General features: G+C 72.3%; 28 protein-coding genes. 11 read left to right on the forward strand and 17 right to left on the reverse strand.

Annotated features, from left to right (window positions below; translation table 11 throughout):
• Positions 1-70 precede the first annotated feature (70 nt).
• Together LR269_RS16310 and LR269_RS16315 are read right to left on the reverse strand one after the other, a co-directional pair.
• The gene (locus LR269_RS16310; RefSeq protein WP_231431809.1) at positions 71-814 is read right to left on the reverse strand and encodes a phosphatase PAP2 family protein; all 744 of its coding nucleotides are present in this window, start codon (positions 812-814) and stop codon (positions 71-73) included.
• 53 nt (positions 815-867) lie between these two features.
• Entirely contained in the window at positions 868-2,154 is a 1,287-nt protein-coding gene (locus LR269_RS16315; RefSeq protein ID WP_231431810.1) for a multidrug effflux MFS transporter, read from the reverse strand.
• Positions 2,155-2,369: 215 nt separating this feature from the next.
• Here LR269_RS16315 and LR269_RS19040 point away from each other — a divergent pair, with 215 nt between their 5' ends.
• Positions 2,370-3,728 (forward strand): GNAT family N-acetyltransferase, encoded by a 1,359-nt coding sequence (locus tag LR269_RS19040; RefSeq protein WP_231431811.1) that lies wholly within the window; start codon positions 2,370-2,372, stop codon positions 3,726-3,728.
• 54 nt (positions 3,729-3,782) lie between these two features.
• On the opposite strand, the gene LR269_RS16325 is transcribed toward LR269_RS19040, so the two are convergent.
• The gene (locus tag LR269_RS16325) at positions 3,783-4,910 is read right to left on the reverse strand and encodes an AI-2E family transporter (protein WP_231431812.1); all 1,128 of its coding nucleotides are present in this window, start codon (positions 4,908-4,910) and stop codon (positions 3,783-3,785) included.
• A 164-nt stretch (positions 4,911-5,074) separates the two neighbouring features.
• Between LR269_RS16325 and LR269_RS16330 the strand changes: the two genes are divergently transcribed.
• Positions 5,075-6,457 carry an MDR family MFS transporter gene (locus LR269_RS16330; protein ID WP_231432381.1) on the forward strand — a complete coding sequence of 461 codons (1,383 nt, stop codon included), beginning with the start codon at positions 5,075-5,077 and terminating at the stop codon, positions 6,455-6,457.
• A gap of 12 nt (positions 6,458-6,469) precedes the next feature.
• Here the strand turns inward: LR269_RS16330 and LR269_RS16335 are convergent, their stop codons facing one another.
• From LR269_RS16335 to LR269_RS16345, 3 genes are all read right to left on the reverse strand, one after another.
• Positions 6,470-7,924, reverse strand: a complete 1,455-nt coding sequence (locus tag LR269_RS16335) for a lipase maturation factor family protein (RefSeq protein ID WP_231431813.1) — start codon at positions 7,922-7,924, stop codon at positions 6,470-6,472.
• A 67-nt stretch (positions 7,925-7,991) separates the two neighbouring features.
• Complete coding sequence (locus LR269_RS16340) at positions 7,992-9,455, reverse strand: NAD(P)/FAD-dependent oxidoreductase (RefSeq protein WP_231431814.1); 1,464 nt, start codon at positions 9,453-9,455, stop codon at positions 7,992-7,994.
• A gap of 2 nt (positions 9,456-9,457) precedes the next feature.
• Positions 9,458-10,159 (reverse strand): NUDIX hydrolase, encoded by a 702-nt coding sequence (locus LR269_RS16345; protein WP_231431815.1) that lies wholly within the window; start codon positions 10,157-10,159, stop codon positions 9,458-9,460.
• A 71-nt stretch (positions 10,160-10,230) separates the two neighbouring features.
• Here LR269_RS16345 and LR269_RS16350 point away from each other — a divergent pair, with 71 nt between their 5' ends.
• A complete protein-coding gene (locus tag LR269_RS16350) occupies positions 10,231-11,067 on the forward strand; it encodes an MBL fold metallo-hydrolase (protein ID WP_231431816.1) in 837 nt (278 codons plus the stop codon).
• A 74-nt stretch (positions 11,068-11,141) separates the two neighbouring features.
• On the opposite strand, the gene LR269_RS16355 is transcribed toward LR269_RS16350, so the two are convergent.
• Positions 11,142-11,714 (reverse strand): NADPH-dependent F420 reductase, encoded by a 573-nt coding sequence (locus LR269_RS16355; protein WP_231431817.1) that lies wholly within the window; start codon positions 11,712-11,714, stop codon positions 11,142-11,144.
• A gap of 102 nt (positions 11,715-11,816) precedes the next feature.
• Here LR269_RS16355 and LR269_RS16360 point away from each other — a divergent pair, with 102 nt between their 5' ends.
• The 3 genes from LR269_RS16360 to LR269_RS16370 all read left to right on the forward strand — a co-directional run bounded on the left by LR269_RS16360 (position 11,817) and on the right by LR269_RS16370 (position 14,545).
• Positions 11,817-12,341, forward strand: coding sequence for a MarR family winged helix-turn-helix transcriptional regulator (locus LR269_RS16360; RefSeq protein WP_231431818.1), 525 nt, complete (start codon positions 11,817-11,819; stop codon positions 12,339-12,341).
• Between the two features lie 957 nt (positions 12,342-13,298).
• The gene (locus tag LR269_RS16365) at positions 13,299-13,919 is read left to right on the forward strand and encodes a ClpP family protease (protein WP_231431819.1); all 621 of its coding nucleotides are present in this window, start codon (positions 13,299-13,301) and stop codon (positions 13,917-13,919) included.
• Positions 13,916-14,545, forward strand: a complete 630-nt coding sequence (locus tag LR269_RS16370) for a ClpP family protease (RefSeq protein WP_231431820.1) — start codon at positions 13,916-13,918, stop codon at positions 14,543-14,545. The genes LR269_RS16365 and LR269_RS16370 overlap by 4 nt, the downstream gene beginning before the upstream one ends.
• Here LR269_RS16370 and LR269_RS18915 read toward each other — a convergent pair.
• From LR269_RS18915 to LR269_RS16395, 5 genes are all read right to left on the reverse strand, one after another.
• Positions 14,527-15,009, reverse strand: a complete 483-nt coding sequence (locus LR269_RS18915; RefSeq protein WP_304504453.1) for a helix-turn-helix domain-containing protein — start codon at positions 15,007-15,009, stop codon at positions 14,527-14,529. The genes LR269_RS16370 and LR269_RS18915 overlap by 19 nt on opposite strands.
• Before the next feature lie 101 nt (positions 15,010-15,110).
• Positions 15,111-15,413: a DUF1540 domain-containing protein gene (locus LR269_RS16380; protein ID WP_231431821.1), complete on the reverse strand. Its 303-nt coding sequence runs from the start codon at positions 15,411-15,413 to the stop codon at positions 15,111-15,113.
• A gap of 161 nt (positions 15,414-15,574) precedes the next feature.
• Positions 15,575-15,805 (reverse strand): hypothetical protein, encoded by a 231-nt coding sequence (locus LR269_RS16385; RefSeq protein ID WP_231431822.1) that lies wholly within the window; start codon positions 15,803-15,805, stop codon positions 15,575-15,577.
• Between the two features lie 67 nt (positions 15,806-15,872).
• Positions 15,873-16,916 carry a GNAT family N-acetyltransferase gene (locus LR269_RS16390; RefSeq protein ID WP_231431823.1) on the reverse strand — a complete coding sequence of 348 codons (1,044 nt, stop codon included), beginning with the start codon at positions 16,914-16,916 and terminating at the stop codon, positions 15,873-15,875.
• 226 nt (positions 16,917-17,142) lie between these two features.
• Positions 17,143-17,781: an NAD(P)H-binding protein gene (locus LR269_RS16395; RefSeq protein WP_231431824.1), complete on the reverse strand. Its 639-nt coding sequence runs from the start codon at positions 17,779-17,781 to the stop codon at positions 17,143-17,145.
• A 66-nt stretch (positions 17,782-17,847) separates the two neighbouring features.
• Between LR269_RS16395 and LR269_RS16400 the strand changes: the two genes are divergently transcribed.
• A complete protein-coding gene (locus LR269_RS16400; protein ID WP_231431825.1) occupies positions 17,848-18,339 on the forward strand; it encodes an NUDIX domain-containing protein in 492 nt (163 codons plus the stop codon).
• Positions 18,340-18,402: 63 nt separating this feature from the next.
• Here the strand turns inward: LR269_RS16400 and LR269_RS16405 are convergent, their stop codons facing one another.
• A complete protein-coding gene (locus tag LR269_RS16405; protein WP_231431826.1) occupies positions 18,403-19,098 on the reverse strand; it encodes an NAD-dependent deacylase in 696 nt (231 codons plus the stop codon).
• Between the two features lie 55 nt (positions 19,099-19,153).
• Here LR269_RS16405 and LR269_RS16410 point away from each other — a divergent pair, with 55 nt between their 5' ends.
• Complete coding sequence (locus tag LR269_RS16410) at positions 19,154-20,050, forward strand: hypothetical protein (RefSeq protein ID WP_231431827.1); 897 nt, start codon at positions 19,154-19,156, stop codon at positions 20,048-20,050.
• A gap of 9 nt (positions 20,051-20,059) precedes the next feature.
• On the forward strand, positions 20,060-21,136 hold the full coding sequence (locus LR269_RS16415) for a PLP-dependent aspartate aminotransferase family protein (protein WP_231431828.1): 1,077 nt from the start codon (positions 20,060-20,062) through the stop codon (positions 21,134-21,136).
• On the opposite strand, the gene LR269_RS16420 is transcribed toward LR269_RS16415, so the two are convergent.
• Both LR269_RS16420 and LR269_RS16425 read right to left on the reverse strand, forming a co-directional pair.
• Positions 21,133-21,963 carry an alpha/beta fold hydrolase gene (locus LR269_RS16420; RefSeq protein WP_231431829.1) on the reverse strand — a complete coding sequence of 277 codons (831 nt, stop codon included), beginning with the start codon at positions 21,961-21,963 and terminating at the stop codon, positions 21,133-21,135. The two genes, LR269_RS16415 and LR269_RS16420, sit on opposite strands and share 4 nt — an antisense overlap.
• A 13-nt stretch (positions 21,964-21,976) precedes the next feature.
• Entirely contained in the window at positions 21,977-22,405 is a 429-nt protein-coding gene (locus LR269_RS16425; RefSeq protein WP_231431830.1) for a hypothetical protein, read from the reverse strand.
• Positions 22,406-22,528: 123 nt separating this feature from the next.
• On the opposite strand from LR269_RS16425, the gene LR269_RS16430 reads away from it, so the two are divergent.
• Positions 22,529-23,296 (forward strand): EI24 domain-containing protein, encoded by a 768-nt coding sequence (locus tag LR269_RS16430; protein ID WP_231431831.1) that lies wholly within the window; start codon positions 22,529-22,531, stop codon positions 23,294-23,296.
• Here the strand turns inward: LR269_RS16430 and LR269_RS16435 are convergent.
• Positions 23,256-23,858, reverse strand: coding sequence for a class I SAM-dependent methyltransferase (locus LR269_RS16435; RefSeq protein WP_231431832.1), 603 nt, complete (start codon positions 23,856-23,858; stop codon positions 23,256-23,258). The genes LR269_RS16430 and LR269_RS16435 overlap by 41 nt on opposite strands.
• A gap of 67 nt (positions 23,859-23,925) precedes the next feature.
• Positions 23,926-24,507 carry a TetR/AcrR family transcriptional regulator gene (locus tag LR269_RS16440; RefSeq protein WP_231431833.1) on the reverse strand — a complete coding sequence of 194 codons (582 nt, stop codon included), beginning with the start codon at positions 24,505-24,507 and terminating at the stop codon, positions 23,926-23,928.
• Positions 24,508-24,658: 151 nt separating this feature from the next.
• On the opposite strand from LR269_RS16440, the gene LR269_RS16445 reads away from it, so the two are divergent.
• The gene (locus tag LR269_RS16445; RefSeq protein ID WP_231431834.1) at positions 24,659-25,507 is read left to right on the forward strand and encodes an alpha/beta hydrolase; all 849 of its coding nucleotides are present in this window, start codon (positions 24,659-24,661) and stop codon (positions 25,505-25,507) included.
• Positions 25,508-25,544 lie beyond the last annotated feature (37 nt).

Here is a 25,544-nt window from a genome sequence, read left to right on the forward strand (position 1 = left end):
GAGACCTGGTGACCGGGTCTCGAGACGCGTGATCCTTCGTCGACCGCTACTCGACACCGGAGTGGGCGCGTCAGGCGCGCGGCGCGCGCGGCGGGGTGACGTGCGCCTGGGCGCGCGCGGCGTTGCGTTCGGAGACGCGGGAGATCCACTCGAGGCGCTCTCGCTCGAGCGGCACGGCGAACACCGCCCACAGCACGAGTGCGACCCCGGCGCCGACGAGCGCGCCGCCCACCGTGTCGCTCAGCCAGTGCGCACCGAGGTAGGTGCGGCTGATCGCCATGAGCACGGTGTACGCGACACCGAGCACCCAGACCCAGACGCGTGGCACGATGACCCCGATCGCCACCGCGATCGTCGCCGCGTTCGCGACATGCCCCGACGGGAATGAACCGTGGTCGGAGACCACGATCATGTCTTCGGGACGCGCCCTGCTGAACACGCTCTTCAGCACCTGCACGACGCCGGCACTCGCGGCCGAGGCGACGATGAAGTAGAACGCCCCCCATGGGCGGCGCAGCAGGAGCAGCACGATCGCCGTGCCGACGGGCACGATGAACACGCCGACGATGCCGCCGCCGAGCGCGTTCATGAAGTACGCGAAGATGTCGCCCACCGGGCCCCGGAGCGAGAGCATCTCCTCGACCCACTCCTCGTCGACGCCGAACGGCAGGCCGCCGTTGCGCCCCATGATGACGAATCCGAGGAGCGCCGCGGTCGCGATCGCGACGATGCCTCCGATGAGCGGCGCACGCCGCCGGATCGTCCGCACCGAGGCATCCCGTTGCTTCGCCTCGATGGTCTTCGCCGCCTGCATCCCCCAACGCTAACCCGAGGTGGTGGCGGGGCGGCGCAACGGCGCGACCCCGGTCAGTCGGTGAGCGGCGGCACCGTCTTCGGGCGCACGAGCGCCCAGAGGCCGATGATCGCGACCGCCGCGGCGCCCGTCATCACGACCGCCATCGGCAGGGCGCTGCCGACGCCCATGAGGCCGATGAGGGGCGAGATGAGCCCCGCGAGCCCGAAGTTCAGGGCGCCGAGCAGCGACGCCGCCGTGCCCGCCTCGCTGCCGTGCGACGCGAGCGCGAGGATCTGCACCGCAGGGAAGGAGAATCCGCACGCCGTGATGAACAGGAAGAGCGGCACGATCGTGCCCCAGAGCCCCGCACCTGTCACGTCGAGCACGCCGATCGCGATCGCCGAGCCGAAGAGCACCACGGTCGTGACCGCGAGGATCCACTGCGGCGCGACCCGCCCGCGCATGAGCCGCGAGCTCGTCTGCACACCGATGATGATGCCGACCGAGTTGACGCCGAAGAGCAGCCCGTACTGCTGGGCCGTGAACTCGTAGACCTCCTGGAACAGGAACGACGAGGTCGACAGGTAGCCGAACAGGCCGGTGAACACCATGCCGCCGACGAGGGCCGCACCGAGGTAGACGCGGTCGCGGAAGAGCGCCGCGTACCGGTCGCGCATCGTCGAGTGTCCCGACACGTGCCGGCGCGACGGGGGCAGCGTCTCGACGATGAGGAGGGCGACGCACAGCACGACGACGACGCCGTAGCCGGCGAGCACCCAGAAGATGCCGCGCCAGTCCATGACCTGCAGCAGCTGCGAGCCGATCACGGGCGCGAGCACCGGCGCGAGGCCGTTCACGAGGGCGAGCCGCGACAGCATCTTCACGAGCGGCTTGCCGCCGAACAGGTCGCGCACCATCGCCATCGCGACGACGCCGCCCGCCGCCGCCCCGAAGCCCTGCAACAGGCGGAACGCCGCGAGCCACGCGATGTCGGGCGCGAGCGCCGCGCCGACCGATGCGGCGATGTGCAGTGCGGTCGAGAGCATGAGCGGAAGCCGCCGCCCGACCTTGTCGCTCCACGGGCCGACGATGAGCTGGCCGAAGCCGAACCCGATCATCGTGCCGGTCAGCGTGATCTGCACCGCGGCGGCCGAGACGCCGAACTCGTCTTGCAGCACCGGGAACGCGGGCAGGTAGAGGTCGACCGTGAACGGCCCGAGCGCCGTGAGCGCGCCGAGCACGAGCACGTAGACCAGCCGCTGACGGCTGGACAGCGCGTCGCCGGGGTGCGTCGAGACGACCGGCGTCGACCGCGTGTCGTCGGGGCGGATGATGGGGATGGGGCTCGTGGCGGACATGCGGTTCCTGGCGTGCTCGAGGCGGGAGGGAGAAAGGCTGGATGCGTCGGCGCACGCCGTCGGACGCCGAACTCGAATCGATTCGAAAGGATTCGAGAAGACACGATTCTACCCGACGCGGGTGCCTCGCCATCAAGCCCGAGACCTCCCCCGCCGCGGAGATCGTGCATCGATCGGCCCGACCGTGCGGTGCCCCGCGTCGGTAGGCTGGATCGGTGCCGTTCGATCTCCGAGACATCCCGCTCGATCCGAAGGCCGAGGCCGCGCTCGCGGCGCGCGGCCTCGAGTACCGCGTCGTCCGTCCCGATGAACGCGAGGGCCTCGAGGCGTGGGTCGAGGCAGACCGACGCGGATTCAACGAGGGGCGAGCCGGTGCCGCCGAGTTCGCCCGCGAACTGTCGGTGATCGCCGACCGCCGCGTCACCGCCGTCTACGACCCGACGCTCGACGCGCCCGAGGTTCCCGTCGCCACGACCGCGAGCTGGCCGACCGGGCTCAGCGTGCCTGGCGGCCGCAGCGTCGACAGCTGGGCCGTCGCGTCGGTCACCGTCGCCCCGACGCACCGCCGTCGCGGCATCGCCCGCGCGATGATGGAGGCCGAGCTGCGCAACGCGCAGGCGGCCGGCGCCTCGCTCGCGATGCTCACGGCGTCGGAGGCCACGCTCTACGCCCGCTACGGGTACGCCCCCGCTGCGCGCATCTCGACCGTCGAGGTCGAGCGTCGTCGCGTCGAATGGATCACTCCGGCCGAGCCCGGTCGCGTGCAGTTCGTCGCGCCCGACGTCATGCGCACCGCCGCCGGCGCCATCGCCCGACGCGCCGTCGCCCGCACGCCCGGCGAGATCGACCGCTGGCCGGGCCTGCTCGACCGGGTGCTCGGCACGCACGACCCCGACAGCGAGCGATCGCGCGCCGTTCGGGTCGCCCGCTACGACGACCGCCACGACCAGCCGCAGGGGTTCGTCGTGTACCGGATCCGTCCGCAGCACGACGACCCTGCGGGCGTGCTCGAGTTCGACTTCCTCGCAGCGGCGACCGACGAGGCCGAGCGCGCGCTCTGGCGATTCCTCACCGAGCACGACCTCGTCTCCCGGGTGCGCGGCCGGTTGCGCTCGGTCGACGAGGCGCTGCCCTGGCTCATCGCCGATCGGCGCGCGATCACCGTGAGCGACGTCACCGACCACCTCTGGCTGCGCATCCTCGACCCGGTCGCCGCGCTCGAGGCGCGGCGCTACTCGGGCCCGGGGTCGCTCGTGCTCGACATCGACGACCCGCAGGGGTACGCGGCCGGCCGGTTCGAGATCGAGTTCTCGGCCAAGGGCCACGCCGAGGTGCGACGGGCCGAGTCGAACGGCGGGGATGCCTCGGCTCGCGCCGCGCGCCGGTCGAGGCCCGCACAGGGGTTGGGACTGCGCCTCGGCGTCGCCGAGCTCGGTGCGATCTACCTCGGCGACGTGGCGCCGTCGCTGCTCGCCCGCGCCGGACGCATCGTCGAGACGACGCCCGGCTCGCTGGCGCTGGCCGACCGCGTGTTCGCGTCGCCGCGCACCCCGCATCTCAGCATCTGGTTCTGAGGGTGTCAGCGCCCTCGTTCGTCGGCCGCTCCCGGGCCGGCTCGGGGCCGCCGGCTAGATCGAGTCCTGCCGCGGGAAGACGACCTTCTCCATGATGATGATGAGCGACGCCGCGACCGGAATGGCGACGAGCGCACCGAGCACGCCGCCGAGCGTGCCGCCCGCGACCGCCGCGATCACCACGAGGGCTCCGGGAACCGCGACCGCGCGGTTCATGATTCGGGGGCTCAGCACGTACGCCTCCACCTGCATGTAGATCAGGTAGTAGATCGCCGCGGCGAGCGCGGTGTACGGCCCGGCGGCGAGGCAGACGAGCGAGATGATGACCGCACCCGTGAGGGTTCCGACGAGGGGGACCAGCGAGAAGAGGAAGGCGATGAACGCGAGCAGGATCGGCGCGGGAGCCCCGATGATCGACAGGAAGAAGAGGCTCAGCACGCCGTTGACGGCGGCGAGGCTGACCTGCCCGATGACGTATCGGCCGACCGACCCGGTGATCTCCTCCGACACGTCCCGGTAGCCGGCACGCGACGACGCAGGAACGAACCGCGCCGCGTAGCGCTTCATCGAGTCGAGCGAGGCGAGGAAGTACAGGGTGAGGATCAGCACGATGGTCGCCCCGGTGAACCCGCCCGCGATGCCGGCGCCGACGGCGAGGATTCCGCCGCCGAGCGAGCCGAGGTTCGCCGGATCGGCGAGCCACTCGCCGGCCGACTCGATCGCTCCCTTGATCGCGTCCTCGGACCCGGTGATGCCGTTGAGCCAGATGACGAGGTCGCTGTGCTGGGCGTTCTCGACGATCGCGGGCCAGTTCTCGATGACGTAGGTCGTCTGCTCGACCACGATCGGCACGATCGTCGCGATCAGCCCGACGAACAGGCCGATCACGACGGCGAACACGATGAGGATCGCAGCCCAGCGGGGCAGCCCCCGTCGCTGCATCCAGCTCACGACCGGGTCGAGGCCGAGCGCGAGGAAGAGCGCGAGCGCGACGTAGAGGATGACCGTGCCCAGCTGCCCGACGATGCCGCCGAGCACGAGGGCGAGCAGCACGCCGATCGCGCCGACGAACCCGATGCGGAACGCACGGATCTTCACCTCGGGCGAGCGCGCATCGCCGTCGCTCGTCACCTCGGCCGCGGGCGGTGGCGCCGCCGGCGCACGCTTCGTACGGATTCGCATGGTGCCGACGCTACCGCCGCGCCGAGGCATCCCCCGGGAATGAAACGGATGCCGCGGCGATTGTGATCAACGGGGCGCCGCCGCGCGCCCGGGTGAGGAGTGGCGTGGGCGACGCAGCAGGTGTGGGTTTCCGATCCGAGCGCGGGCCGGTGCTCATCGCGGTCATGCTCGCGACGGGGCTCATCGCGATCGACTCGACCATCCTCGCGACGGCGGTGCCGTCGATCGTGCGCGACATCGGCGGGTTCGCGCAGTTCCCGTGGCTGTTCTCCATCTACCTGCTCGCGCAGGCGGTGTCGGTGCCCGTGTACGCGAAGCTCGCCGACACCGTCGGCCGCAAGCCGATCATGCTCGTCGGCATCGCGCTGTTCCTCGTCGGATCGGTGCTCTGCGGGTTCGCGTGGGACATGACGTCGCTCATCGTGTTCCGCGCGGTGCAGGGCCTCGGCGCCGGCGCCGTGCTGCCGGTCTCGATCACCATCACGGGCGACATCTACACGGTGCGCGAGCGCGCCAAGGTGCAGGGCTACATCGCGAGCGTGTGGGCGGCGTCGTCGGTGCTCGGCCCGACCCTCGGCGGGGTGTTCGCCGAGTTCCTGTCGTGGCGCTGGATCTTCTTCATCAACATCCCGCTCTCCCTCATCGCGGCGCTCATGCTCTGGCGGGCCTACCACGAGTCGTTCGAGCGCAAGAAGCATCGCATCGACCTGACCGGCTCGATCGTGCTGACCGTCGGGCTCACGCTCGTGATCCTCGGCGTGCTCGAGGGCGGACAGGCCTGGGCGTGGCTCTCGTGGCAGAGTCTCGTCGCCTTCGGCGTCGGCGCCGTGCTGCTCGTCGCGTTCGTGTTCATCGAACTGCGCGCAGCCGAACCCGTGCTGCCGCTCTGGGTCTTCTCGCGCCGCCTCATCGTGACGACCTCGCTCATCTCGCTCGGCGTCGGCGCCGTGCTCATCGGGCTCACGTCGTACGTGCCGACGTTCCTCGAGATCACGGCCGACGCGACGCCCATCGTCTCGGGGCTCGCGGTCGCCGCGCTCACCCTCGGCTGGCCGATCTCGGCGTCGAACTCGGGCCGGCTGTACCTGCGCATCGGGTTCAAGAACACGGCGCTCATCGGCATCACGATCGCGGTGCTCGGCAGCATCGCGCTGTTCGCGGTGTCGTTCGTGCCGAACGTCGTGACCACGGCGATCGCGTGCTTCATCGTCGGCCTCGGCCTGGGGCTCATCGCCTCGCCGACGCTCATCGCCGCCCAGTCGTCGGTGCCGTGGGAGGAGCGCGGCGTCGTGACCGGCGCCAACATGTTCCTGCGGTCGGTCGGCAGTGCCGTCGGCGTCGCGATCTTCGGCGCGATCGCGAACGGCGCGATCGCCCGGTCGGGACTCGGCGACCACTCCCCCGTCGCGATCCAGGCCGCGTCGGCCGCGGTGTTCTTCGCCGTCGCCGTCGCGGCGGTGCTCACGATCATCGCCGCCGTCGCGATGCCGCGCGCCCGCGTCGACGAGATCGAGCACCGCCCCGTGGAGGCCGCCGCCGCGAGCTGAGCCCAGCCGGTCTCAGTCCCAGCGGCCCGCGGGCGGCATGACCTCGCCCTCGAGGGTGCGCACCCAGCGATCGCCGGTCGCGCGGTGCTCGGCGCGAGTCGCGAAGCGGTAGTGGTAGGCCCGCACCCTGATCCAGCGCGGCGGCGCCCCGTCGAACGGGTCGTGCGCGAGCAGCGCGAGCGTCGCAGGATCGGCCGCGAGCAGCCGCTCGAGGAACACCGCGAACCACGGCTCCCACATGCGGCCGAGCGGCAGGAACCACATGAGCCAGTCGAGCCGCAGATGGTAGGGCGCCCACTGGCGCGGCAGCGCGCGCAGGTCGCCCGGCTTGCCCTTGAAGCCGTACTCCCGCCAGGAGGCATCCTCGTCGGGAACCTCGTCGTCGGTGCCCTCGACGACGATCTCGATGCGCCGCGTCGTGACGGTGCCGAACGCGCCGTAGGCGTTCACGAGCATCCACCGGTTGAAGCTCGCGTTCATGAGCTGGCGGTGCGCGAACAGGTTGCGCAGCGGCCACCAGCTGAGCACGACGATCAGCGCGCCCACCGCGAGCACCACGATCGTGAACCAGAGCGGCGAGCCCGAGGCATCCGAACCGAGGTCGGCCGGAATCGCGGGGATCAGCCAGTGCCACACCGGATCGGTGATCGCCGAGGCCGCGAGCACGACCGTGATCCAGTTGAGCCAGGCGAAATTGCCGGTGACGATGAGCCACAGCTGCGTGAGGATGACGACCGCCGCGGCCGCCGAGCCCGCCGGCCCCGGCACGAACAGCAGGAACGGCACCACGAGCTGCGCGAAGTGGTTGCCGAGCACCTCGCCCCGATGGAACCACGGCGGCAGCAGGTGCGCCTGCCTGCTGAGCGGGCCGGGCATCGGCTGCGTCTCGTGGTGGTACATGAGCGCGGTGAGGTCGCGCCACTCGCGCCCGCCGCGGATCTTGATCATGCCCGCCCCGAACTCGAGCCGGAAGACGAGCCACCACACCGCGACGATCGTCACGACCGGCGGCGGCACCTCGTCGGAGCCGAGGAACGCGACCGTGAAGAGCGCCTCGCACAGCAGCATCTCCCACCCGAAGCCGTAGAAGGTCTGGCCGACGTTCACGATCGACAGGTACAGCACCCACAGCGCGAGGAACAGCACGAGCGGCAGCCAGGGCGGCCCCAGTTGCGGCAGGCCGGCGACGAGGGATGCCGCGAGCACGATGCCGGCCGCGGCGACGACCACGAGCCGACGATCGGAGTACCCCCAGCGGAAGAGGCTCGGCCCCCGCAGTCGCGCACCGGGCGCACTCGCCCGGCGCAGGAGTTCGGGCACCGGCAGCAGGCCGCGCTCGCCGAGCAGCGGCCGGAACTGGTTCAGCGTCGAGACGAACGCGACCACGGCGAGCGCCGCGACGCCGCGCTGCAGCACCTGGCGGGCGACCTCGTAGTCGTGCGCGTCGAACCAGGCGGTCCAGTCCACATGTCCACGCTACGCCCGGGCCCGTCGGGCGAATAGGAGCGGAACCGCCTCGAGACTTCAGAGCCCCTCAGGCGCCGATGCCGAACCGCTCCTTGAGCGCGAGCTTCGCCGCGTACCACCCGTTCATGCCGTGCACGGCCGGCCCCGGCGGGGTCGCGCTCGAGCACAGGTACACCCCCTCGACGGGTGTGCGCCATGGCGCCGTCGACACCACGGGCCGCTTGACGAGCTGTGCGAGCGTGAGCTCCCCCGAGTAGATGTCGCCGCCGACGTAGTTCGCGTTGTACGCGCCGACCTCGGCCGCCGAGCTCGCGGCCGACGCGAGCACGACGTCGCGGAACCCCGGTGCGAACCGCTCGACGGCGGCGGTCACGAGCTCGGTCGCGTCGAGCGTCGACCCGGCCGGCACGTGCGTGTACGCCCAGAGCACGTGCTTGCCGGCGGGTGCGCGGGTCGCGTCGACCACGCTCGGCTGGCAGACGAGCACGTAGGGATGCCTCGGCGCCCCGCCGTGCCCCGACACCTGCAGGCTCACCCCGGGTTGCAGGCCTCGCGCGACCGCGTTCTCGGCGAGCGCGATCTCGCGCCGGCTGCCGCCGACGTGCACGGTCGGCGCGAGCCTTACGGCGGGGTTCGCCCACGGAACCGGCCCGTCGAGCGCGAAGTCGACCTTCGCGATGCCCGAACCGTAGCGGTAGCGGCGGAGTGCCCGTTCGTAGCGGCCCGGCAGGTCGGCCGAGAACAGCAGCTCGGGCGACGTGTCGAGCAGCACCGCCCGCGAGCCCGAGACCTCGTCGAGCGCGCGAACGGGCGCGTCGGTCACGATCTCGGCGCCGCGCTCGCGCAGCTCGGCGACGAGCGCGTCGGCGATCGCCTGGGACCCGCCGACGGGCAGTCCCCACCCGACACCGTGGCCGTGCATCGCGAGCAGGAGCCCGGCGCCGGCCGAGGCGAGCGAGGGCATCGCGCCCGCGGCATGCGCGACGACCCCGGTGAGCAGCGCGGGGGCGACGTCGCCCCTGAAGCGCGAGTTCCACGCGGCCGTGCCCTGTTCGAGCGCACGCAGCCCGAACCGCACGGCGGCGATCGGGTCGCGCGGCACCTGCAGCAGCTGCGAACCGGTGAACGCGACAACCCCCCGCTGGCGGGCGAGCAGCGGTGCGACGAGGCGGCGCCACGCCGGACCGTCGACGCCGAGCCCGTCGGCCGTGCGGTCGAGGTCGCGCCAGGCGATGCCGGCCCGCCCGCCGGGCAGCGGATGGGCGTACGAGACCTCGGGCACGACCCACTCGGGGGCATGCGGGCCGTCGATGAGGCCGAGCTTGTGGAAGACGGGCGAGGCGAGCCCGGCGGGGTGCACGGCCGAGCACACGTCATGCCGGAACCCGGGCAGGGTGAGTTCGGCGGTGCGCACCCCGCCGCCGAGCGTCGGGGCGGCCTCGAGCACGCGAACCGAGAGGCCGGCCCGGGCGGCGACGACCGCGGCGACGAGGCCGTTCGGCCCCGAGCCCACGACGGTGAGGTCGGCCACGGTCAGAACTCGCGCTGGTAGACCCAGGGCAGGCGGTCCATCAGCAGCCGGTGCCGGTGGCCCCTCGCGCCCGACACCTCGTCGTCCTCCTGCCAGAGCACCATGCGCCGGGCGTCGTCGCGACGCGCCACGTACTCGAGCACGTCGCCCGAGGCGAAGGCGGTGAGCGCGTGGTCGACCGAGTCGACGCCCGCGAGGCCGTGCAACGTGACCCACGTCGGCGGCCAGAGCGTGAGCTCGCCCGCCGCGTGCCGCTCGAGCGCGTCGGCCGGCCGCAGCCAGTCGACCGCGACGACCTCGTCTGCGGCGAGCCGGAACTCGCCGTCGGGCACGCGCACCGCGAAGAACGTGGTGGTGAGCTGCTTGGGCGCCCCCTTCGGCGGCGTCCACCGCGAGAACGGCACGAGCTCGTCGGCGGCGAGCACGAGACCCACCTCCTCGGCGACCTCTCGCACCGCGGCACGCCGGGCGGCGTCGATGCCGTCGCGCGGCGTGCCGTGCAGGTCGCCGTCGTCGACGGCACCGCCGGGGAACACCCAGGCGCCCGCGAACGAGCCGCGATCGCTCGGCCGTTCGGCGAGGAGCACCTCGACGCCGAGCTCGCCGTCCCTCAGCAGCACGACGGTGGCGGCGGAGCCGGTGGCGGGCGGGGCGGCGACGGAGACGGAGGTGGAGGTGGACCGGGACTCGGGCACGGTGTCCATCCCTTCAGCCTAAGCCGGTGGCCGCGGCCGGGCCAGACCTCGTGCGCCGAGGCCGCCGCTACACTGCCGACATGCAGGAGCCCGCCGACCAGCCGCACGTCGACCCCGCGGGGCCGTCGCGATTCGCGCGCGCCGTGCTGGCGCCGAACCCCGGCCCGATGACGCTCGACGGCACGAACAGCTACGTGCTGCAGGCGCCCGGCGCGCGCACGAGCGTCGTCGTCGACCCGGGGCCCGCCGATGCCGGCCACCTCGCCCGCCTCGCCGCCGCTCCCGTCGAACTCGTGCTCATCACCCATCATCACGCCGACCACACCGAGGCGATCGACGCGTTCGCCCGGCTGACCGGGGCTCCGGTGCGCGCGATCGACCCGACGTTCTGCCGCGACGCCGCCCCCCTCGCCGACGGCGAGCGCATCGTCGCCGCCGGCCTGGCGCTCGAAGTCGTCGCCACCCCCGGTCACACGCGCGACTCGGTGTGCTTCGCACTGCTCGGCGAAGCCGGTGCGAGCGCCGGAGCCGCCGCCGACGCAGACCCGCCGCGCGCGGTGCTCACGGGCGACACCGTGCTCGGCCGGGGCACGACGATCATCGCCGATCCCGACGGGGCGCTCGGCCCGTACCTCGGTTCGCTCGAGCGCCTGCGCGCGATCGGCACCCCCGGCCCGGTCGCGGTCCTGCCGGGCCACGGCCCCGAGCTGCCCGACCTCGCCGCGATCTGCGACGCGTATCTCGCCCACCGCGCCGAGCGACTCGACCAGGTGCGCGCCGCGCTCGCCCGGCTCGGCGCGGATGCGACGGTCGGCGAGGTCACCGATCTCGTCTACGCCGACACGGATGCCTCGGTGCGGGGTGCGGCCGAGGCATCCATGCGCGCCCAGTTGGCGTACCTGCGCGACCTGGCCTGACGCCCCCTCCGACGCCGAATCGCCCGGCTCCGCGGGGAACCGGGCGATTCGATCGATACGGCGAGGTGCGGAGGTCAGGCCGCGACGGCGAAGCCGCCGGTCCAGCCGATCTTCTCCTGCACGGCGAGCGTGAGCTGGAGGAAGCCGATCGACTCGAGCTCGCGGGCCCGCTTCAGGGCACCGGCGTCGATCGCCTTGACGCCGCCGGCGCGCACGACGTCGATGAGGGCCTGCTTGGCCACCGCGTCGTCGCCCGCGACGAGCACCGTCGTCTCCTCGTCGCCCACGGTCTTCGAGGCGAGGGTCGCGGCGAAGTTCGTGTTGAACGCCTTGAGCACGCGCGACTCGGGCAGCAGCTCGGCGAGCTCGGCGGCCTTCGAGCTGTCGGAAGCGGGAACCAGCGAGTCGAACGTCTCGAAGTCCAGCGGGTTGGTGATGTCGACGACGATCTTGCCGGCGAGCTCGGCGCGGCGCGCCTCGGCGATCTCGGCGATCGCGAAGTGGGGCACGGCGAGCACGACGATGTCGCCCGTGACCGGCTGCGAGAGATCGCGGCCGAGCACTTCGACGCTGTTGCCGCCTGCGGCGACGATGCCCCCGATGGCCTGGCCCATGTTGCCGTTCCCGATGATGCTGACGGTCGTCATTGTCTTTCCTCCCCGCGCCTCGTCGACGCGATTACTTGTTTCGACAACCATCACTCTAGGGCAAATAAGTTGTCCCGTCAACTATTGCGGTAGACTGGCCGCATGACCGACGACACGAAGTGGCTCAACGCCGAGGAATCGGCGGCGTGGGTGCGCCTCATCGCCGTCGCCGAGCTCCTGCCCGGCGCGCTCGACGCGCAGCTGCTGCGCGACGCCGGGCTCACCCACTTCGAGTACGTCGCGCTCATGGCGCTCGCCGACGCCCCCTCGCGCACGATGCGCATGACCGAGCTCGCCTCCCGCACGAATGCGACACTGCCGAGGTTGTCGCACGTCGCCCGCCGGCTCGAGGAGCGCGGCCTGATCCGCCGCTTCCCGTGTCCCGAAGACCGTCGCGCCACGAACGCGACCATCACCGAGGCCGGGCTCGACCTCATGGCCGAGGCGGCGCCCGGGCACGTCGACACCGTGCGCGCCAACGTGTTCGACGCGCTCACGGCCGAGCAGCTCGAGCAGCTCTACGTCATCGCCGGCGCCGTGCTCGCGAAGCTCGACCCCGACGAGCGGCTCACCGCGACGTCGTGCCAGTTCAGCGAGGGCCCGGTCGTCCGCACCCTCGCGGGGTAGTGGCCTCGATTCGCTGAGGCCTCCCGAGCTCGTCGGGAGTGCGCCCTGCCGGCTTCACCCGCCTGGGCGCCGGTGCCGCGGAGACTCCGCGTAGATCCCGCACGCGGGGTTAGCCGGTCCCCCGCATGGACTCCGGTCCCGCGTACGGGCATTGCCGATCCCGCGTGCGGGCGCCGGTCCGTCGCGTGGGAATCGTCGATCCCTCCCTTCAGCGCCGGCCCGTCGCGTGGGAATCGTCGATCCGTCCCTTGAACGCCGGTCCGTCGCGTGGGGCGCCGGTTCCACGCGTCGGCGCCGGTTCCACGCGTCGGCATCGGTTCCACGCGTCGGCGCCGGTTCCACGCGTCGGCATCGGTTCCACGCGTCGGCGTCGGTTCCACGCGTCGGCGTCGATCCTGCGTGGACATCGCTCCGGGGAACGAGGACACAAGTCCACAACTCCACACCCCTGCAGGACACAAGTCCACAACTCCACACCCCTGCAGGACACAAGTCCACAACTCCACACCCCTGCAGGACACAAGTCCACAACTCCACACGTCTTCCCAATGAGGCCCCGCCACCTGGCGGGCCAGCGAGGAGCGAGGAACGACCACCGCGGAACGCGGAACGACCACCGCGGAACGCGGAACGACCACCGCGGAACGCGGAACGACCAGCGCGGAACGAGCAGGGAGGAACGACCAGGGAGGAACGACCAGGGAGGAACGACCAGGGAGGAACGACCAGGGAGGAACGACCAGGGAGGAACGACCAGGGAGGAACGACCAGGGAGGAACGACCAGCGATAAGCGCCGAGTGAGGAGCGTGTCGCGAGGAGCGCGCCGCGCCTCGCTCCTGAGCTCGAGCTCTCCTGAGCTCGAGAGCCGAGGAGCAAGTGGATTCTCTCCGCCGAGAGCAGCACTGCTCTCGGCAGCATCCGCCCCACCGTGCGCCGACGCCGCGCAGGCTGGGTTCATGAGCGAACAGACCCCGGCGATCCAGCCGATCGACGCCGAGCTCACCGCCCGGCTCTTCCATGAACGCATCATCGTGCTCGGCGACGAGCTCGACCAGCAGGGCGGCAACCGCCTCTGCGCGCAGCTCGTCACCCTCGCCGGCGACGACCCCCGCCGCGACATCCGGTTCTGGATCAACTCGCCCGGGGGCTCGGTGTCGGCCATGCTGGCGATCTCCGACCTCATGCGCTCGATCCCGAACGACGTCGCGACGATCGCGTACGGCATCGCGGCGAGCGCCGGCCAGTTCCTGCTGAGCGCCGGTACCCCGGGCAAGCGCTTCGCCCTGCCGCATGCGCGCATCCTCATGCACCAGGGCTCGGCCGGCATCGGCGGCACGGCGGTCGACGTCGAGCTGCAGGCCGACGAGCTGCGGTACACCCGGGACACCGTGCTCGGCATCACCGCGGAGAACACCGGCCAGCCCATCGCGAAGATCGCCGAGGACTCGCTGCGCGACCGCTGGTACACGGCCGACGAGGCGGTCGACTACGGCTTCATCGACCGCGTCGTCGACGGCTTCGACGAGATGTTCCCGAGGGCTGTGCGGCCCCAGACCGGATTGCGAGTGCCCGCATGACCAGCTACACGATCCCCTACGTCGTCGAACGTCGGGGCAACAGCGAGCGCTCGCTCGACGTCTACAGCCGCCTGCTCTCTGAGCGCATCGTCTACCTCGGCACCGAGATCGACGACGGCGTCGCGAACGTGCTCATCGCGCAGTTCCTGCACCTCGCGTCGGAGTCGAACGACACCCCGATCAGCCTCTACCTCAACTCCCCCGGCGGTTCGCCCGGCGCGGCGCTCGCGGTCTACGACACGATGCAGCACATCCGGCCGGATGTCGCGACGACGTGCGTCGGCCAGGCGGGCGGACCGGCGGCGGTGCTGCTCGCCGGCGGGGCGAAGGGGCAGCGTGCGATCCTGCCGCACGGCCGGGTCGTGCTGCACCAGCCCTCGACGCAGGGCCGCGGCACGATCCCCGACCTCATCATCCACGCCGACGAGGTCGTGCGAGTGCGCGCCGAGCTCGAGGCGGCCCTCGCCGCCGACACCGGGCACGACGTGGCGACCCTGCGGCACGACACCGACCGCGACCTCATCCTGCCCGCGGCGGCGGCCGTCGAGTACGGGCTCGCCGACCACGTGCTGACGGCACGGGTGCCGGTCGGCGCCGGCGCGGCCGCCTACGCGGCGAGCAGGTAGACGCCGCCGCGCGGCGCGGCGACGGTCGCGCCGCCGTCGGCGATCGCGCCCGAGGCCTCGTCGAGGTCGAGCACCAGCACGGTGCCGACGTCGACGGCGGGATGCCTCGCCGGCGCGTCGGCGCGGAACGCGAGCGCGCGCTCGTGGTCGAGGCGCTCGCGCCGCTCGGCCTCCAGCCGTTCGGCCTCGTGGCGGGCGCCGAGCACCTCGCCCACCCGGTGCGCGACCTCGAAGAGCTCGAGCCCGAGCGCCTCGGCGACGGCGCCGAGCACCTCGCTCGACGGCTCTTTGCGGCCGCGCTCGATCTCGGAGAGATACTGCGGTGAGACGCCGGCCGAGGCCGCCACCTCGGTGAGGATCCGCTCCTGGGCGAGCCGCTCGCCTCGCAGCACCTCGCCGAGCACGTCGCGCCAGAGCGGCTTCGACCTGCGCGGGACCGTTGGGAACTCGACGACCTTGCCCATGCCCCGAGGCTAACCGCGGCCGGTACGCGACGACAGGGCGATCCGCTCACAGCAGAACGGGCCGCTCCGCATGCGCGGAACGGCCCGTTCGGCAGGTGGTCTCAGGCGACTTCGTAGGTGAGGCAGTCGGCGTCGTCGTGGCCGGCGCCGATGCGCACTGCGGCTGCGGTGCATTCGAGCTTCGAGTTGTGGATGCACTCCGAGCGCTGGCATGCTCCGACGTGCGTGAGCACCTTGTCGAGCCCGCCCTTGGAGCCGAGCGGGATGAAGGTGACGCACTCGGCGTCGCCGGGCGAGCCGGCGATCGTGACGGCTGCCGCGTGGCAGTGCGAGTGGTCGTTGTAGGAGCAACCGGCCACCGAACACTCGGCGACCGCGGGCATCTCGTCGAGCGTCATGCTCATGGTGACCTCCTGAGGCGGTTGCGACTCTGCTGTGTTCGGATGGTAGCCCCGCCACCCGCTCGACCGCAGCACCTGCGGGCCGATTTTCCGCAGATCAGTCGGACTTTCTTCTGAGGATTGCCTTACCTATCAGCTCCGAACGGGCGGCGAGCCGGCGATGTTCAGGCGGGCGCGTTGTCGGGATCGATCGTCTCGATCGTGTCCTCCTCGACCGGGTTGTCTGCCTCGACGTCGTTGGCGTCGGTGCCGCGCTCGGGTCCGTCGGGCGCCTCGGCGGGTTCGCCCTCGCGATCGAGCCGCTCTTCTGCGCCGGTCGTGTCGTCGGGGTCGCGCGGGGTCGGCCCCGGTCGTCGCTCGTCGGTCATGATGCCGCCTCCGCTCGTCGAGTTCACGTCGTCGATTCGAGCCTGCGCGGCTGCGAGGCATCCGTCAACGGCTTGACGGATGCACCGCGCGGGTTCAGTACTCGAGCACGTGGCTGTGGTGCGTGTTGGCGACCACGTACCCGAGCCCCTCGTAGAGCCCGAGCGCCCCGGTCGGGCTCTCGGCGTCGACGTCGAGGATGGACTGGTCGAGCCCCTCGTCGCGGCATGTTTCGAGATGCCGGGCCAGCAGTCCCTGCGCGATGCCGCGCCCGCGCCGCTCGCGGACCACCCCGACGAGCTGCACGTACGACGAGCTGAAGCCCTGGCCCGCCCAGTCTCCCTCGTTGCGGAGCGCGAGCACGAACCCGACGACGCGGTCGCCGGCCGCGCCGTGCTCGACGGCGACGAACGAGAGCGACGGCGCGAACTGCTCGCCGCCGACGATACGGCTCCACGTCTCCGGTGCGGTCGACTGGCTGCCCCAGTGGTCGGCGAAGGCCTCGTTGCGGGCGAGGCGGGTCGACTCGGTCCACTCGGCCGCCCACGGCACGAGATCGACGTCGTCGGTACGCGGCGCGATCGACTCGATCGGAAGCGAGACGTCGCGGCCGAGCGTGAAGAAGTGACGGCGCTGCGGCAAGCCGGCCCGTTCGAGCAGCGCGCCCGCATCGGGTGCCCGTTCCTCGGCGTAGGCGATGATCCAACCCGGCAGCGCGTCGTCGAACGCTGCGAGTCGTTCGCGCGCCCGCTCGAGCTGCCAGCCGAGCAGCGCCCGGCCGATCCCGCGGGCGCGCGCCTCCGGGCGCACGGCGCCGAACGCGATCGCGCGGACGAGCGTCTCTCGTCCGGTCGGCACGACGACGGAGCCCGAGGCGAGGATGCGCCCGCCACGGTCGATACCGAGCATGGTGTCGCGAGCAGGGTCGATGTGCGAGACCTCGAACGCCTCCATCACCTCGTCGCGCGTCTCGATCCACTCGGGGTGGTCGGCCCTCGCGACGTCGGCGTGGAACGCGAGCAGTTCGTCGACGTCGCCCACCGTTGCGGGGCGCCAGGTGTCGATGTCGGGGTGAGCCGGCCGTTGCGGCTCGGGCGAGGGGCCGACACGACGCGACAGCGGAAGCTCAGAGGCGGACATGCCCAGATCCTCGCACGAACCGCGGCCGACGCTGGAGTTCCGGTCGCCTGCGGGAGCAGAATGGGTGCCACTGGACTCGGAGGTGGGCGATGTCGGTCGAACAGATGCTGTGGTCGGTGCTCGGAGCGATTGCGGTGGTCGGCGGAATCGGGTTGCTCGCCGCGCTCTGGGCGCTCGTGCGCCGACCGCGCCAGCAGTAGTCGCGCGGTCGTCACCGGCGCCGCGCTCAGCGGACGGCTTCGGCGATCGGCGTCGCGCCGGCATTGAAGCGGATCGTGCGACGAATCGTCGCGGGCTCGAGGAGCACGGCGGCCGCGACCGCTGCGACGTCGGCCCGGTCGACGGTCAGGCTCTCGGACGCCTCGGCGTCGATGCCGCCCGTGCCGTCGCCGTCGGTGAGCCGGCTCGGCCCGAGAATGGTCCAGTCGAGCGTCGTCGTCGCGAGGTGCTCGTCGGCCGCGGCCTTCGCCTCCGCGTAGGCGTGGAAGGAGTCGCCCGCGGGCACCGAGTGATCGGGCGACCGGAAGTACGAGACCATCACGTACCTGCGCACACCGGCGGCGTCGGCCGCGGCCATCGAGCGCAGCGCGGCGTCGCGATCGACCGCGTACGTGCGCCGCGGATCGCCGCCGCCCGCACCCGCCGACCAGACGACGGCGTCGTGCCCGCGCAGCAGCGCGGTCAGGCCGTCGACGTCGAGGGTCTCGATGTCGGCCACGACGGGCGTCGCGCCGGTCGCTGCGACGTCGTCGGCGTGCTCCGGGTTGCGGATGACGGCGTCGACCTCGTCGCCGCGCTCGGCGAGCAGGCGTTCGAGGTGCAGGGCGACCCTGCCGTGACCGCCGATGAGTACGATGCGTGCCATGGGCGACTCCTTCGCGTTTCCCGATCCACGCTACCCGTCGGGTACGACCGTGCAAGGTGCGCGATCATGCCGGTGACGAGTGCGGGGCTGCTGCTGCATCGCGACCTCGGTGCGGGTGTCGAGGTCTTCATCGCGCACATGGGCGGCCCGTTCTGGGCGCGCAAGCACGAAGGCGCGTGGACGGTGCCGAAGGGCGAGTACGAGGCCGTGGCCGAGCACCCGCTGCTCGCCGCCCGGCGCGAGTTCGGCGAGGAGATCGGCGTCGCGCCACCCGAGCTCGACTACGCCGACCTCGGCGAGTTCCGCTACGCATCGGGCAAGCTGATCCGCGTGTTCACGGGCGAGGCTCCCGACTTCGACGTCGCCGTCGTCGCGAGCAACACGTTCGAGCTCGAGTGGCCGCCCCGCTCGGGCCGCGTGCAGGCGTTCCCCGAGGTCGATGACGCGCGCTGGGTGGCGATCGACGAGGCACGGACGCTCGTGACCAAAGGGCAGGTGCAGGTGCTCGCCGCGCTCGAGACGCGGCTCGCGGCGTCGCCGCCCCGGTCGGTCGAGTAGGCGCGCGGCGTCGTCTCGAGACCGTGGACGCTTCGGGGCGGGTGTCGCGAGACGCGCGTCGTACTACCCGACCGACCGGTGCACCTCGTCGCACCACTCGGGCACGACTTCGCTCGCGGGCCCGTGCCGTACGGCGTCGAACAGCGGGGTGATCTCGCTCGACGCGAGATTGAGCTCGACCGTCTGCGCACCGTGCTCGGCCGCGGTGACGACGAAGCCGGCCGCCGGGTACACTGCGCCCGATGTTCCGATCGCGGCGAACACGTGGCACGCGGCGAGCGCCGCCTCGATCTCGTCGAGGCCGTAGGGCATCTCGCCGAACCAGACGACGTCGGGGCGAAGCATCCGCTCGCCGCACGACGGGCAGGCCGGCCGGCCGACGAGGTCGCCGGGCACCGGCGACCGTGTCCCGCATCCGGTGCAACGCGCGAGCGCCAGCTCGCCGTGCATGTGCAGCACCCGCTGCGAGCCCGCCTGCTCGTGCAGGTCGTCGATGTTCTGGGTGACCACGAGCAGGTCGTCGCCGAGCGCCTCCTCGAGGCGGGCGAGCGCCCGGTGCGCCGGGTTCGGCTCGGCGAGCGCGACCGCGTGCCGCCTCGCGTCGTAGAAGCGCTGCACGGTCTCGGGGTCGCGCTCGAAGGCCTCGGGCGTCGCGACGTCCTCGACCCGGTGCCCCTCCCACAGGCCGCCGGCATCGCGGAAGGTGGGCACCCCGCTCTCGGCCGAGATGCCGGCCCCGGTCAGCACGACGACCCGCATGCCTCCATGAGACCACGGGCTGTCGGAATCGCGCACGATCTTGCAGGATGGCCGTATGCCGGCCGATGCGCTCATCGACGAGGCGGGAGCGCTGTACGCGCTCCGCCCCGAGGAGTTCACGGCCGCCCGCAACGCCCGCGCTCGCGAGCTGCGCGACGACGATCGCGAGCTCGCCGACGCCGTGGCGGCGCTGCGGCGCCCCTCCCCCACGGCCTGGCTCGCGAACCAGCTCGTGCGACACCGCGCCGACGAGGTCGAGGCGCTGTTCGAGCTCGGCGACGAGCTGCGCGAGGCGCAGGACGGGTTCGACGCGGCGGCGCTCGCCCGCTTCGCGAAGGAACGGCGCCGACTCGTCTCGGCCCTCGCGCAGGAGGCGGGCGGACTCGCCGAGGAGCTCGGCGCCCCGGTGCGCCAGCCCGTGCTCGACGAACTCGCCCAGACGCTGCAAGCCGGCATGGCGGATGCCTCGGCCGCCGACGCCGTGCGCAGCGGCCGGCTCGTGCGCAGCCTCGAGGCGGTGGGCGTCGACGTGGACCTCGACGGCGCTGTGGCGGGCGGACCGGACGGGGCGAGGCCGGCGAAGCGGTCCGCACGCTCGAAGGGGGCCGGACGCACCGAGGCCGATGCCGCGGACGCCGCCCGTGAGCGGGAGGAACGCGAGCAGCAGGAGCGCCGGGAACGCGAGCGCGCGGCATCAACCGCCGAGGAGCACGCCGCCGAGGCATCCGCCGCCCTCGACGACCTCGAGAGCGAACTCGCGGCGCTCGACGAGCGCATCGACGCCGACACCGCCCGGCGCGACGAGCTCGACGAGGAGCTGCGCGGTCTCGAGGAGCGTCTCGCCGAGGGCGGTCGTGAGCGGCGGAGGCTCGCGCGCGATCGCGACCGGGCGGCGCGGGTCGCCGAGTCGGCACGTGACGAGGCCGCCGCGGCGCGCGACGCGCTCGACTAGCCTTTCGGCATGCACGAGGCCGCCCACTCAGAACTCCATCCCGACACCCTCGCCGTCATCGCCGGTCGCCCCGCGCATGCGCCTGACGCGCCGATGAACGTGCCGGTGCACCTGACCTCGACGTACGTCGCCGGCGGCGACCTCGAGTACGGGCGCTACGGCAACCCGAGCTGGACGGCGTTCGAGGACGTCCTCGGCGCGCTCGAGGGCGGGCGGTGCGTGTCGTTCTCCTCCGGCATGGCCGCGATCTCGGCCGTGCTCGACCTCGTCGAGCCGGGAGGACTCGTCGTGGCGCCGCGGCACTCGTACACGGGCACGGTCGCCCTGCTCGAGGAACGCGCGGGCCAGGGGCGCCTGCGTGTCGAGTTCGTCGACATCGCCGACACGGCTGCGGTGGCCGCGGCGAGCGAGGGGTCGGCGCTCGTGTGGTTCGAGACGCCGACGAACCCGGCCCTCGAGGTCGCGGACATCGCCGCGATCTCGGCCGCCGCGCACCTGCACGGGGCGCTCGTCGCCGTCGACAACACGTTCGCGACGCCCCTGCTCCAGCGTCCGCTCGCGCTCGGCGCCGACCTCGTCGTGCACTCGGCGACGAAGTACCTCTCGGGCCACAGCGACGTGCTGATGGGGGCCGTGGTGACCGCGTCCGACGAGCGCGCCGACTCGATCCTGCAGCGGCGCACGCTCGCCGGGGCCGTCCCCGCGCCGCTCGAGGCGTTCCTCGCGCTGCGCGGGATGCGGACGCTCGCCGTGCGACTCGAGCGCGCACAGGCGAACGCGCAGGAGCTCGTGCGTCGCCTCGACGGCCACGCCGCGCTCGAGGAGGTGCGCTACCCGGGTTTCGGGGCGGTCGTCTCGATCGTCGTGCGCGGCGGCGCCGCGCCGGCCGATGCGCTCGTCGGGCGCACGAGACTGTGGGTGCACGCGACGAGCCTCGGCGGGGTCGAGTCGACGTTCGAGCGTCGCCGGCGCTGGCCGGCCGAGCAGCCCACCATTCCCGACGGGCTCGTGCGGCTGTCGGTCGGCATCGAGCAGGTCGACGACCTCTGGCGCGACCTCGCGGGCGCGCTCGACGCGATCGCCTAGAGCCGCTCGAGCAGCCAGTCCATCGCGTCGGGCACCGTGTCGAGCACGGAGACGTGCCCGTCGTCGAGGCGCATCCACAGCGAGGCGTTCGGCAGGCGGCCGAGCATCCACGCCGCATGCGTGCGCGGCACGATGCGATCGCCATCGCCCTGCACGAGCAGCACGGGCGCCGCCACCCGCTCGAGTTCGAAACCCCACGGCTTCGCGAAGGCGACATCGTCGTCGACGAGCCCGTCGGGGCCGTCGCGCCCGGCTCGAGCCGAATCGGAACCGAGATCGGCCCACGTCCCCTCGAGCGCGGCGAGGTCGACCGGCAGGAAGACGTCGGGGTCGAACTCGTCGGTCTCGGCGAACGCCGCCCGGGCGGCCCGGCCCGCGCGGGCGGCGCGGAGCGCCCCGGGCGCCCGCATGCCGCCGAACCAGTCGAAGGCCTCGGTGTAGGGCGCGACGCCGGCGAGCGTGACGACGCCGATCACGCGATCGGGTGCGAGCGCAGCCCCGGCGAGGGCGTGCGGGCCGCCACCCGAGGCGCCCATGGCGGCGAAGCCCTCGACGCCGAGCGCGTCGGCGACCGCGACCGCGTCGGTTGCGGCCGATGCGACGTCGCGCCCCGGGTTCGGCGTAGAGCCCCCGTAGCCCGGCCGTCCGTACGAGATGAGCCGGATGCCTCGCGCCGTCGCCGCTGCGAGCACCGCGCCGAGCGGCGCCCCGGTCTGGGGCGAGCCGTGGTGCCACATGAGGGTGAGTCTCGCCGAGGCATCCGCCCCCGAGTCGTAGGCATGCAGGACGCGCCCGTCGTCGAGCCCGACCTCGTGTTCGGTGACCATGCGCGTCATGTCGTCAACGACCGTCGGCCCGCACCGGAGGCAGTTCGACGGAGACGACGTCGCCGACCTGCTCGTCGCCGGCGACCGCGGCGGGTTCGAGGGTGGCGGTGAGGCCCGACGGGATGCTGACCTTCACGGGCAGTCCCCCGCACCCGGACGACCAGTCGGTCTCGCTCAGGATGATCAGGCACGTGGTCCGATCCTGCGGGTCCTCGGCAGCGTAGTAGACGGTGCCGATGGAGTCTTCCCCGACCCGACGGACCGTTTCGCGATCGATCGTGTCCTGGAAGTCCACGAACGCGGGCGGCAGGTCGCTCGGCCGCTGTTCGCGGTCGAACACGGGCAGGTCGTTCACCGAGGGCGTGCATCCGGCGAGCACCGCGAGCGCCGACAGCACCGCGGCCGCCCCGGCGCATCGGCGGGCGGCATCTCGCGTACGCACCCGCCACGGATGGGACATGCGACCTCGCTTCGACTCGCCGGCACCTGTCGCGCGAGTCTTGCAGGATCCGACGGCGTGCGCAATGGCTCGGGAGGGGCCGAGGCGCACGCCTAGGCTGGGCGGGTGATCGGCGGATTCCTCTCGGGCGTGCGGATGCTCGCGCGCGGCTTCGCGTTCTGGTCGAAGCGGCCGGGCATCATGTTCCTCGGCCTGTTTCCCGCCGCGATCGTGTTCGTCGTGGTCGTCGCCGGGCTCGTCGGCCTCGGATTCGGACTGCCGTCCATCACCGACTGGCTCACGCCGTTCGCCGACGACTGGGTCGACCCCTGGCCGGGCATCGTGCGGGGCGTGCTCGGCACGGTCGTCTTCGCGGCCGCCGTGGTGCTGGCCGCGGTCACGTTCACGGCCGTCACGCTCGCGGTCGGCGACCCGTTCTACGAACGCATCTGGCGCGCGGTCGAGACCGACCTCGGCGGCCCCGTTCCCGAGCAGGGCGCGGGGTTCTGGCGCGCGGTCGGCGACTCCCTCGCGCTCATCGGGTTCGGCGCGCTCATCGCGATCGGCGTCGGGCTCGTGGGCTTCGTGCCGCTCGTCGGCGCGGTCGTCGGCCCGGTGCTGGGCGTCGTGCTCTCCGGACGGCTGCTCGCCGCCGAGCTCGTGTCGCGCGCCTTCGCGGCGCGGGACCTTCACGGGGCCGACCGCCGCAGGCTGCTGCGCGGGCATCGCGGGGCCATGTTCGGCTTCGGCGTCGCGACCCAGCTCTGCTTCATGGTGCCGCTCGGGGCGGTGTTCACGATGCCGGCCGCGGTGGCCGGGTCGACGATGCTCGCGCGGGCGGCGCTCGACGGGGTTACGTCGTCGTTCGATCCGGCGCACGCCCCTCGAACATGAGGATCGGCACGGGGCCGAACGGCAGCGACTTCGCGCGCATCCGTCGCACGTCGGTGCCGATGAACCCCGCGTCGAGGAGCGCTCGCTCGGTCTCGCGATCCCAATGGCAGCCGTGGCACCACCGCTTGGAGATCGGCGTCGCGACGCGCTGCACCGCCCGCTTCAGCGTTCGGGGCGGCGCGGCGACGTGGTCGACGAAGACCACCAGGCCGCCGGGCACGAGCACCCGTCGCACCTCGGCGAGCGCGGCGGCCTGATCGGCCACCGAGCAGAGCACGTAGGTGCCGACGACGGCGTCGACCGAGTGGTCGGGCAGCGGAATCGCCTCGGCGACCGCGCCGAGCGGCTCGGCGGTGTGACGCCACTCGCGCGCCCGCGTCGCGAGCTCCGCGCGACGGTCGGCGTCGGGCTCCAAGCCGATCCACTCGACATCGAGGTCGAACGCCCCGAAGTTCTCGCCCTCGCCCGCACCGATCTCGAGCACGCGCCCGCGCACGCGGCCGAGCAGTTCGCGCTCGAGGTCGTCGATCGCGTCGCGATCGACCGGTCGGGCTGAGGTCATTCCGGCACGCTACCGCGCTTCGGCGACGCTGTCATCGACCTCGCGAAGCGGGGGATGCCTCGGGGAGTCAGCGATCGAGACCGGCGGTGCGCGTCGCCGCGGCGATGAACGAGGGACGGACTCGCTCCCACCCGTCGAGGTAGCCGCCGACCATCGCCGCGTCGCGCAGCAGCACGAGCTGACCGGCCGTCGCCCCTGGGTCGTCGGCCTCGGCGGCGCCGAGCACCTTCTCGAGTTCGGACCGGAACCACTCGCGGTGCTCGGCGACGGCGCGCCGCACGCCGCTCTCGGGGTCGGGGTACTCGGCCGCGGCGTTGATGAACGGGCAACCGCGCGTGTGATGCCGTGCGACGTCGTCGGCGAGCCCCTCGATCACGAGTCCGACGAGCTGCCCCGGCTCGGCTCCCGACGCCTCCGCCGCGTCGAACGCTCCTCGGATGTTCGCGTCCTCGACGCCGAGGTAGGCCTCGACGAGATCCTCCTTGCTCGGGAAGTGACGGTAGAACGTCGCGCGGGTGACGCCGGCCTCGGCGATGATGCGGTCGACGCCCACGGCGTGGATGCCCTCTCGATAGAAGAGCTCGGACGCGGTCTGGAGCAGCCGTTCGCGCGCCGCGGAGGCGCCGGTGGAGGTGGTTCGTGCAGCCATACCAAAGATGATAGAACGATCTTTCTCTTTTTGCTTGACATCCGTTCCGCCCTGGGCGTACAGTCCGGGAATACAAAGAGATAGAACGATCGTTCTACTTCACAGATCACGAAGCGGTCACCCGATCGCCCCACCACAAGGAGCAGGAACCATGAACACCACCGGCGCGAACAGCAGCAAGGCCACCATCGTCCTCGTCCACGGACTCTGGATGACCCCGAAGAGCTGGGACACCTGGGCCGAGTACTTCCGGGCCCGCGGCCACGAGGTCATCGTCCCGGGGTGGCCCGGCATCGACGACCGCGACGTCGCCGACATCCGCTCGAACCCCGAGTCGCTCAAGGGCATCGGCCTGAAGCAGATCGCCGACCACTACGAGCGGATCATCCGCGCCCTCCCCGAGAAGCCGATCATCATGGGCCACTCCTTCGGCGGCGTGATCACCCAGATGCTCGCCGACCGCGGCCTCGGCGCCGCCTACGTGGGCGTCGAGCCCGGGCAGGCCGCCGGCATCACGACGCTGCCGGCATCGACCCTCCGCACCGGCTTCCCGATCCTCGCGAACCCGTTCGACCGCAACGGCGCGAAGCCCCTCTCGAAGGCCCACTTCCACTTCACCTTCGGCAACGACCTCGCCCGCGAGGCATCCGACCGCCTGTGGGAGGAGTTCGCGGTGAACTCGTACAACCGCGTCTTCTTCGAGGGCGTCGCCTCGACGATCAACGAGAAGGGCGGCGTGACCCACGTCGACTACGCGAAGCCCGACCGCGCCCCGCTGCTCGTCATCACCGGCGAGATCGACCACGTCGTGCCGCCGGCGATCGGCCGGGCGATCGTCAAGAAGTACACGCAGACCGGCAGCCCGTCGGTCGTGGAGTACCGCGAGTTCGCGGGCCGCACGCACCGCATCGTCAGCCAGGACGGCTGGGAGGAGGTCGCCGAGTTCGCGCTGAACTGGGCGACCGAGCACGCGCAGGCGACGCAGGGGCAGGTCGCCTGACCGAACAGCCCGCACGTCGCGCGGAAGGCGCGGACCC

The organism is Agromyces sp. S2-1-8, assembly GCF_021129215.1.
Lineage (GTDB): Bacteria > Actinomycetota > Actinomycetes > Actinomycetales > Microbacteriaceae > Agromyces > Agromyces chromiiresistens.

Coding starts and splice junctions, on each gene's coding strand:
- LR269_RS16360 (WP_231431818.1), top strand. CDS start 11,817: ATGACCGACGACACGAAGTGGCTCAACGCCGAGGAATCGGCGGCGTGG.
- LR269_RS16405 (WP_231431826.1), bottom strand. CDS start 19,098: ATGCGGGTCGTCGTGCTGACCGGGGCCGGCATCTCGGCCGAGAGCGGG.
- LR269_RS16315 (WP_231431810.1), bottom strand. CDS start 2,154: ATGTCCGCCACGAGCCCCATCCCCATCATCCGCCCCGACGACACGCGG.
- LR269_RS16355 (WP_231431817.1), bottom strand. CDS start 11,714: ATGACGACCGTCAGCATCATCGGGAACGGCAACATGGGCCAGGCCATC.
- LR269_RS16400 (WP_231431825.1), top strand. CDS start 17,848: ATGCCGGTGACGAGTGCGGGGCTGCTGCTGCATCGCGACCTCGGTGCG.
- LR269_RS16395 (WP_231431824.1), bottom strand. CDS start 17,781: ATGGCACGCATCGTACTCATCGGCGGTCACGGCAGGGTCGCCCTGCAC.
- LR269_RS16350 (WP_231431816.1), top strand. CDS start 10,231: ATGCAGGAGCCCGCCGACCAGCCGCACGTCGACCCCGCGGGGCCGTCG.
- LR269_RS16445 (WP_231431834.1), top strand. CDS start 24,659: ATGAACACCACCGGCGCGAACAGCAGCAAGGCCACCATCGTCCTCGTC.
- LR269_RS16345 (WP_231431815.1), bottom strand. CDS start 10,159: ATGGACACCGTGCCCGAGTCCCGGTCCACCTCCACCTCCGTCTCCGTC.
- LR269_RS16330 (WP_231432381.1), top strand. CDS start 5,075: ATGCTCGCGACGGGGCTCATCGCGATCGACTCGACCATCCTCGCGACG.
- LR269_RS16410 (WP_231431827.1), top strand. CDS start 19,154: ATGCCGGCCGATGCGCTCATCGACGAGGCGGGAGCGCTGTACGCGCTC.
- LR269_RS16415 (WP_231431828.1), top strand. CDS start 20,060: ATGCACGAGGCCGCCCACTCAGAACTCCATCCCGACACCCTCGCCGTC.
- LR269_RS16435 (WP_231431832.1), bottom strand. CDS start 23,858: ATGACCTCAGCCCGACCGGTCGATCGCGACGCGATCGACGACCTCGAG.
- LR269_RS16325 (WP_231431812.1), bottom strand. CDS start 4,910: ATGCGAATCCGTACGAAGCGTGCGCCGGCGGCGCCACCGCCCGCGGCC.
- LR269_RS16365 (WP_231431819.1), top strand. CDS start 13,299: ATGAGCGAACAGACCCCGGCGATCCAGCCGATCGACGCCGAGCTCACC.
- LR269_RS16390 (WP_231431823.1), bottom strand. CDS start 16,916: ATGTCCGCCTCTGAGCTTCCGCTGTCGCGTCGTGTCGGCCCCTCGCCC.
- LR269_RS16380 (WP_231431821.1), bottom strand. CDS start 15,413: ATGAGCATGACGCTCGACGAGATGCCCGCGGTCGCCGAGTGTTCGGTG.
- LR269_RS16420 (WP_231431829.1), bottom strand. CDS start 21,963: ATGGTCACCGAACACGAGGTCGGGCTCGACGACGGGCGCGTCCTGCAT.
- LR269_RS16310 (WP_231431809.1), bottom strand. CDS start 814: ATGCAGGCGGCGAAGACCATCGAGGCGAAGCAACGGGATGCCTCGGTG.
- LR269_RS18915 (WP_304504453.1), bottom strand. CDS start 15,009: ATGGGCAAGGTCGTCGAGTTCCCAACGGTCCCGCGCAGGTCGAAGCCG.
- LR269_RS16370 (WP_231431820.1), top strand. CDS start 13,916: ATGACCAGCTACACGATCCCCTACGTCGTCGAACGTCGGGGCAACAGC.
- LR269_RS16440 (WP_231431833.1), bottom strand. CDS start 24,507: ATGGCTGCACGAACCACCTCCACCGGCGCCTCCGCGGCGCGCGAACGG.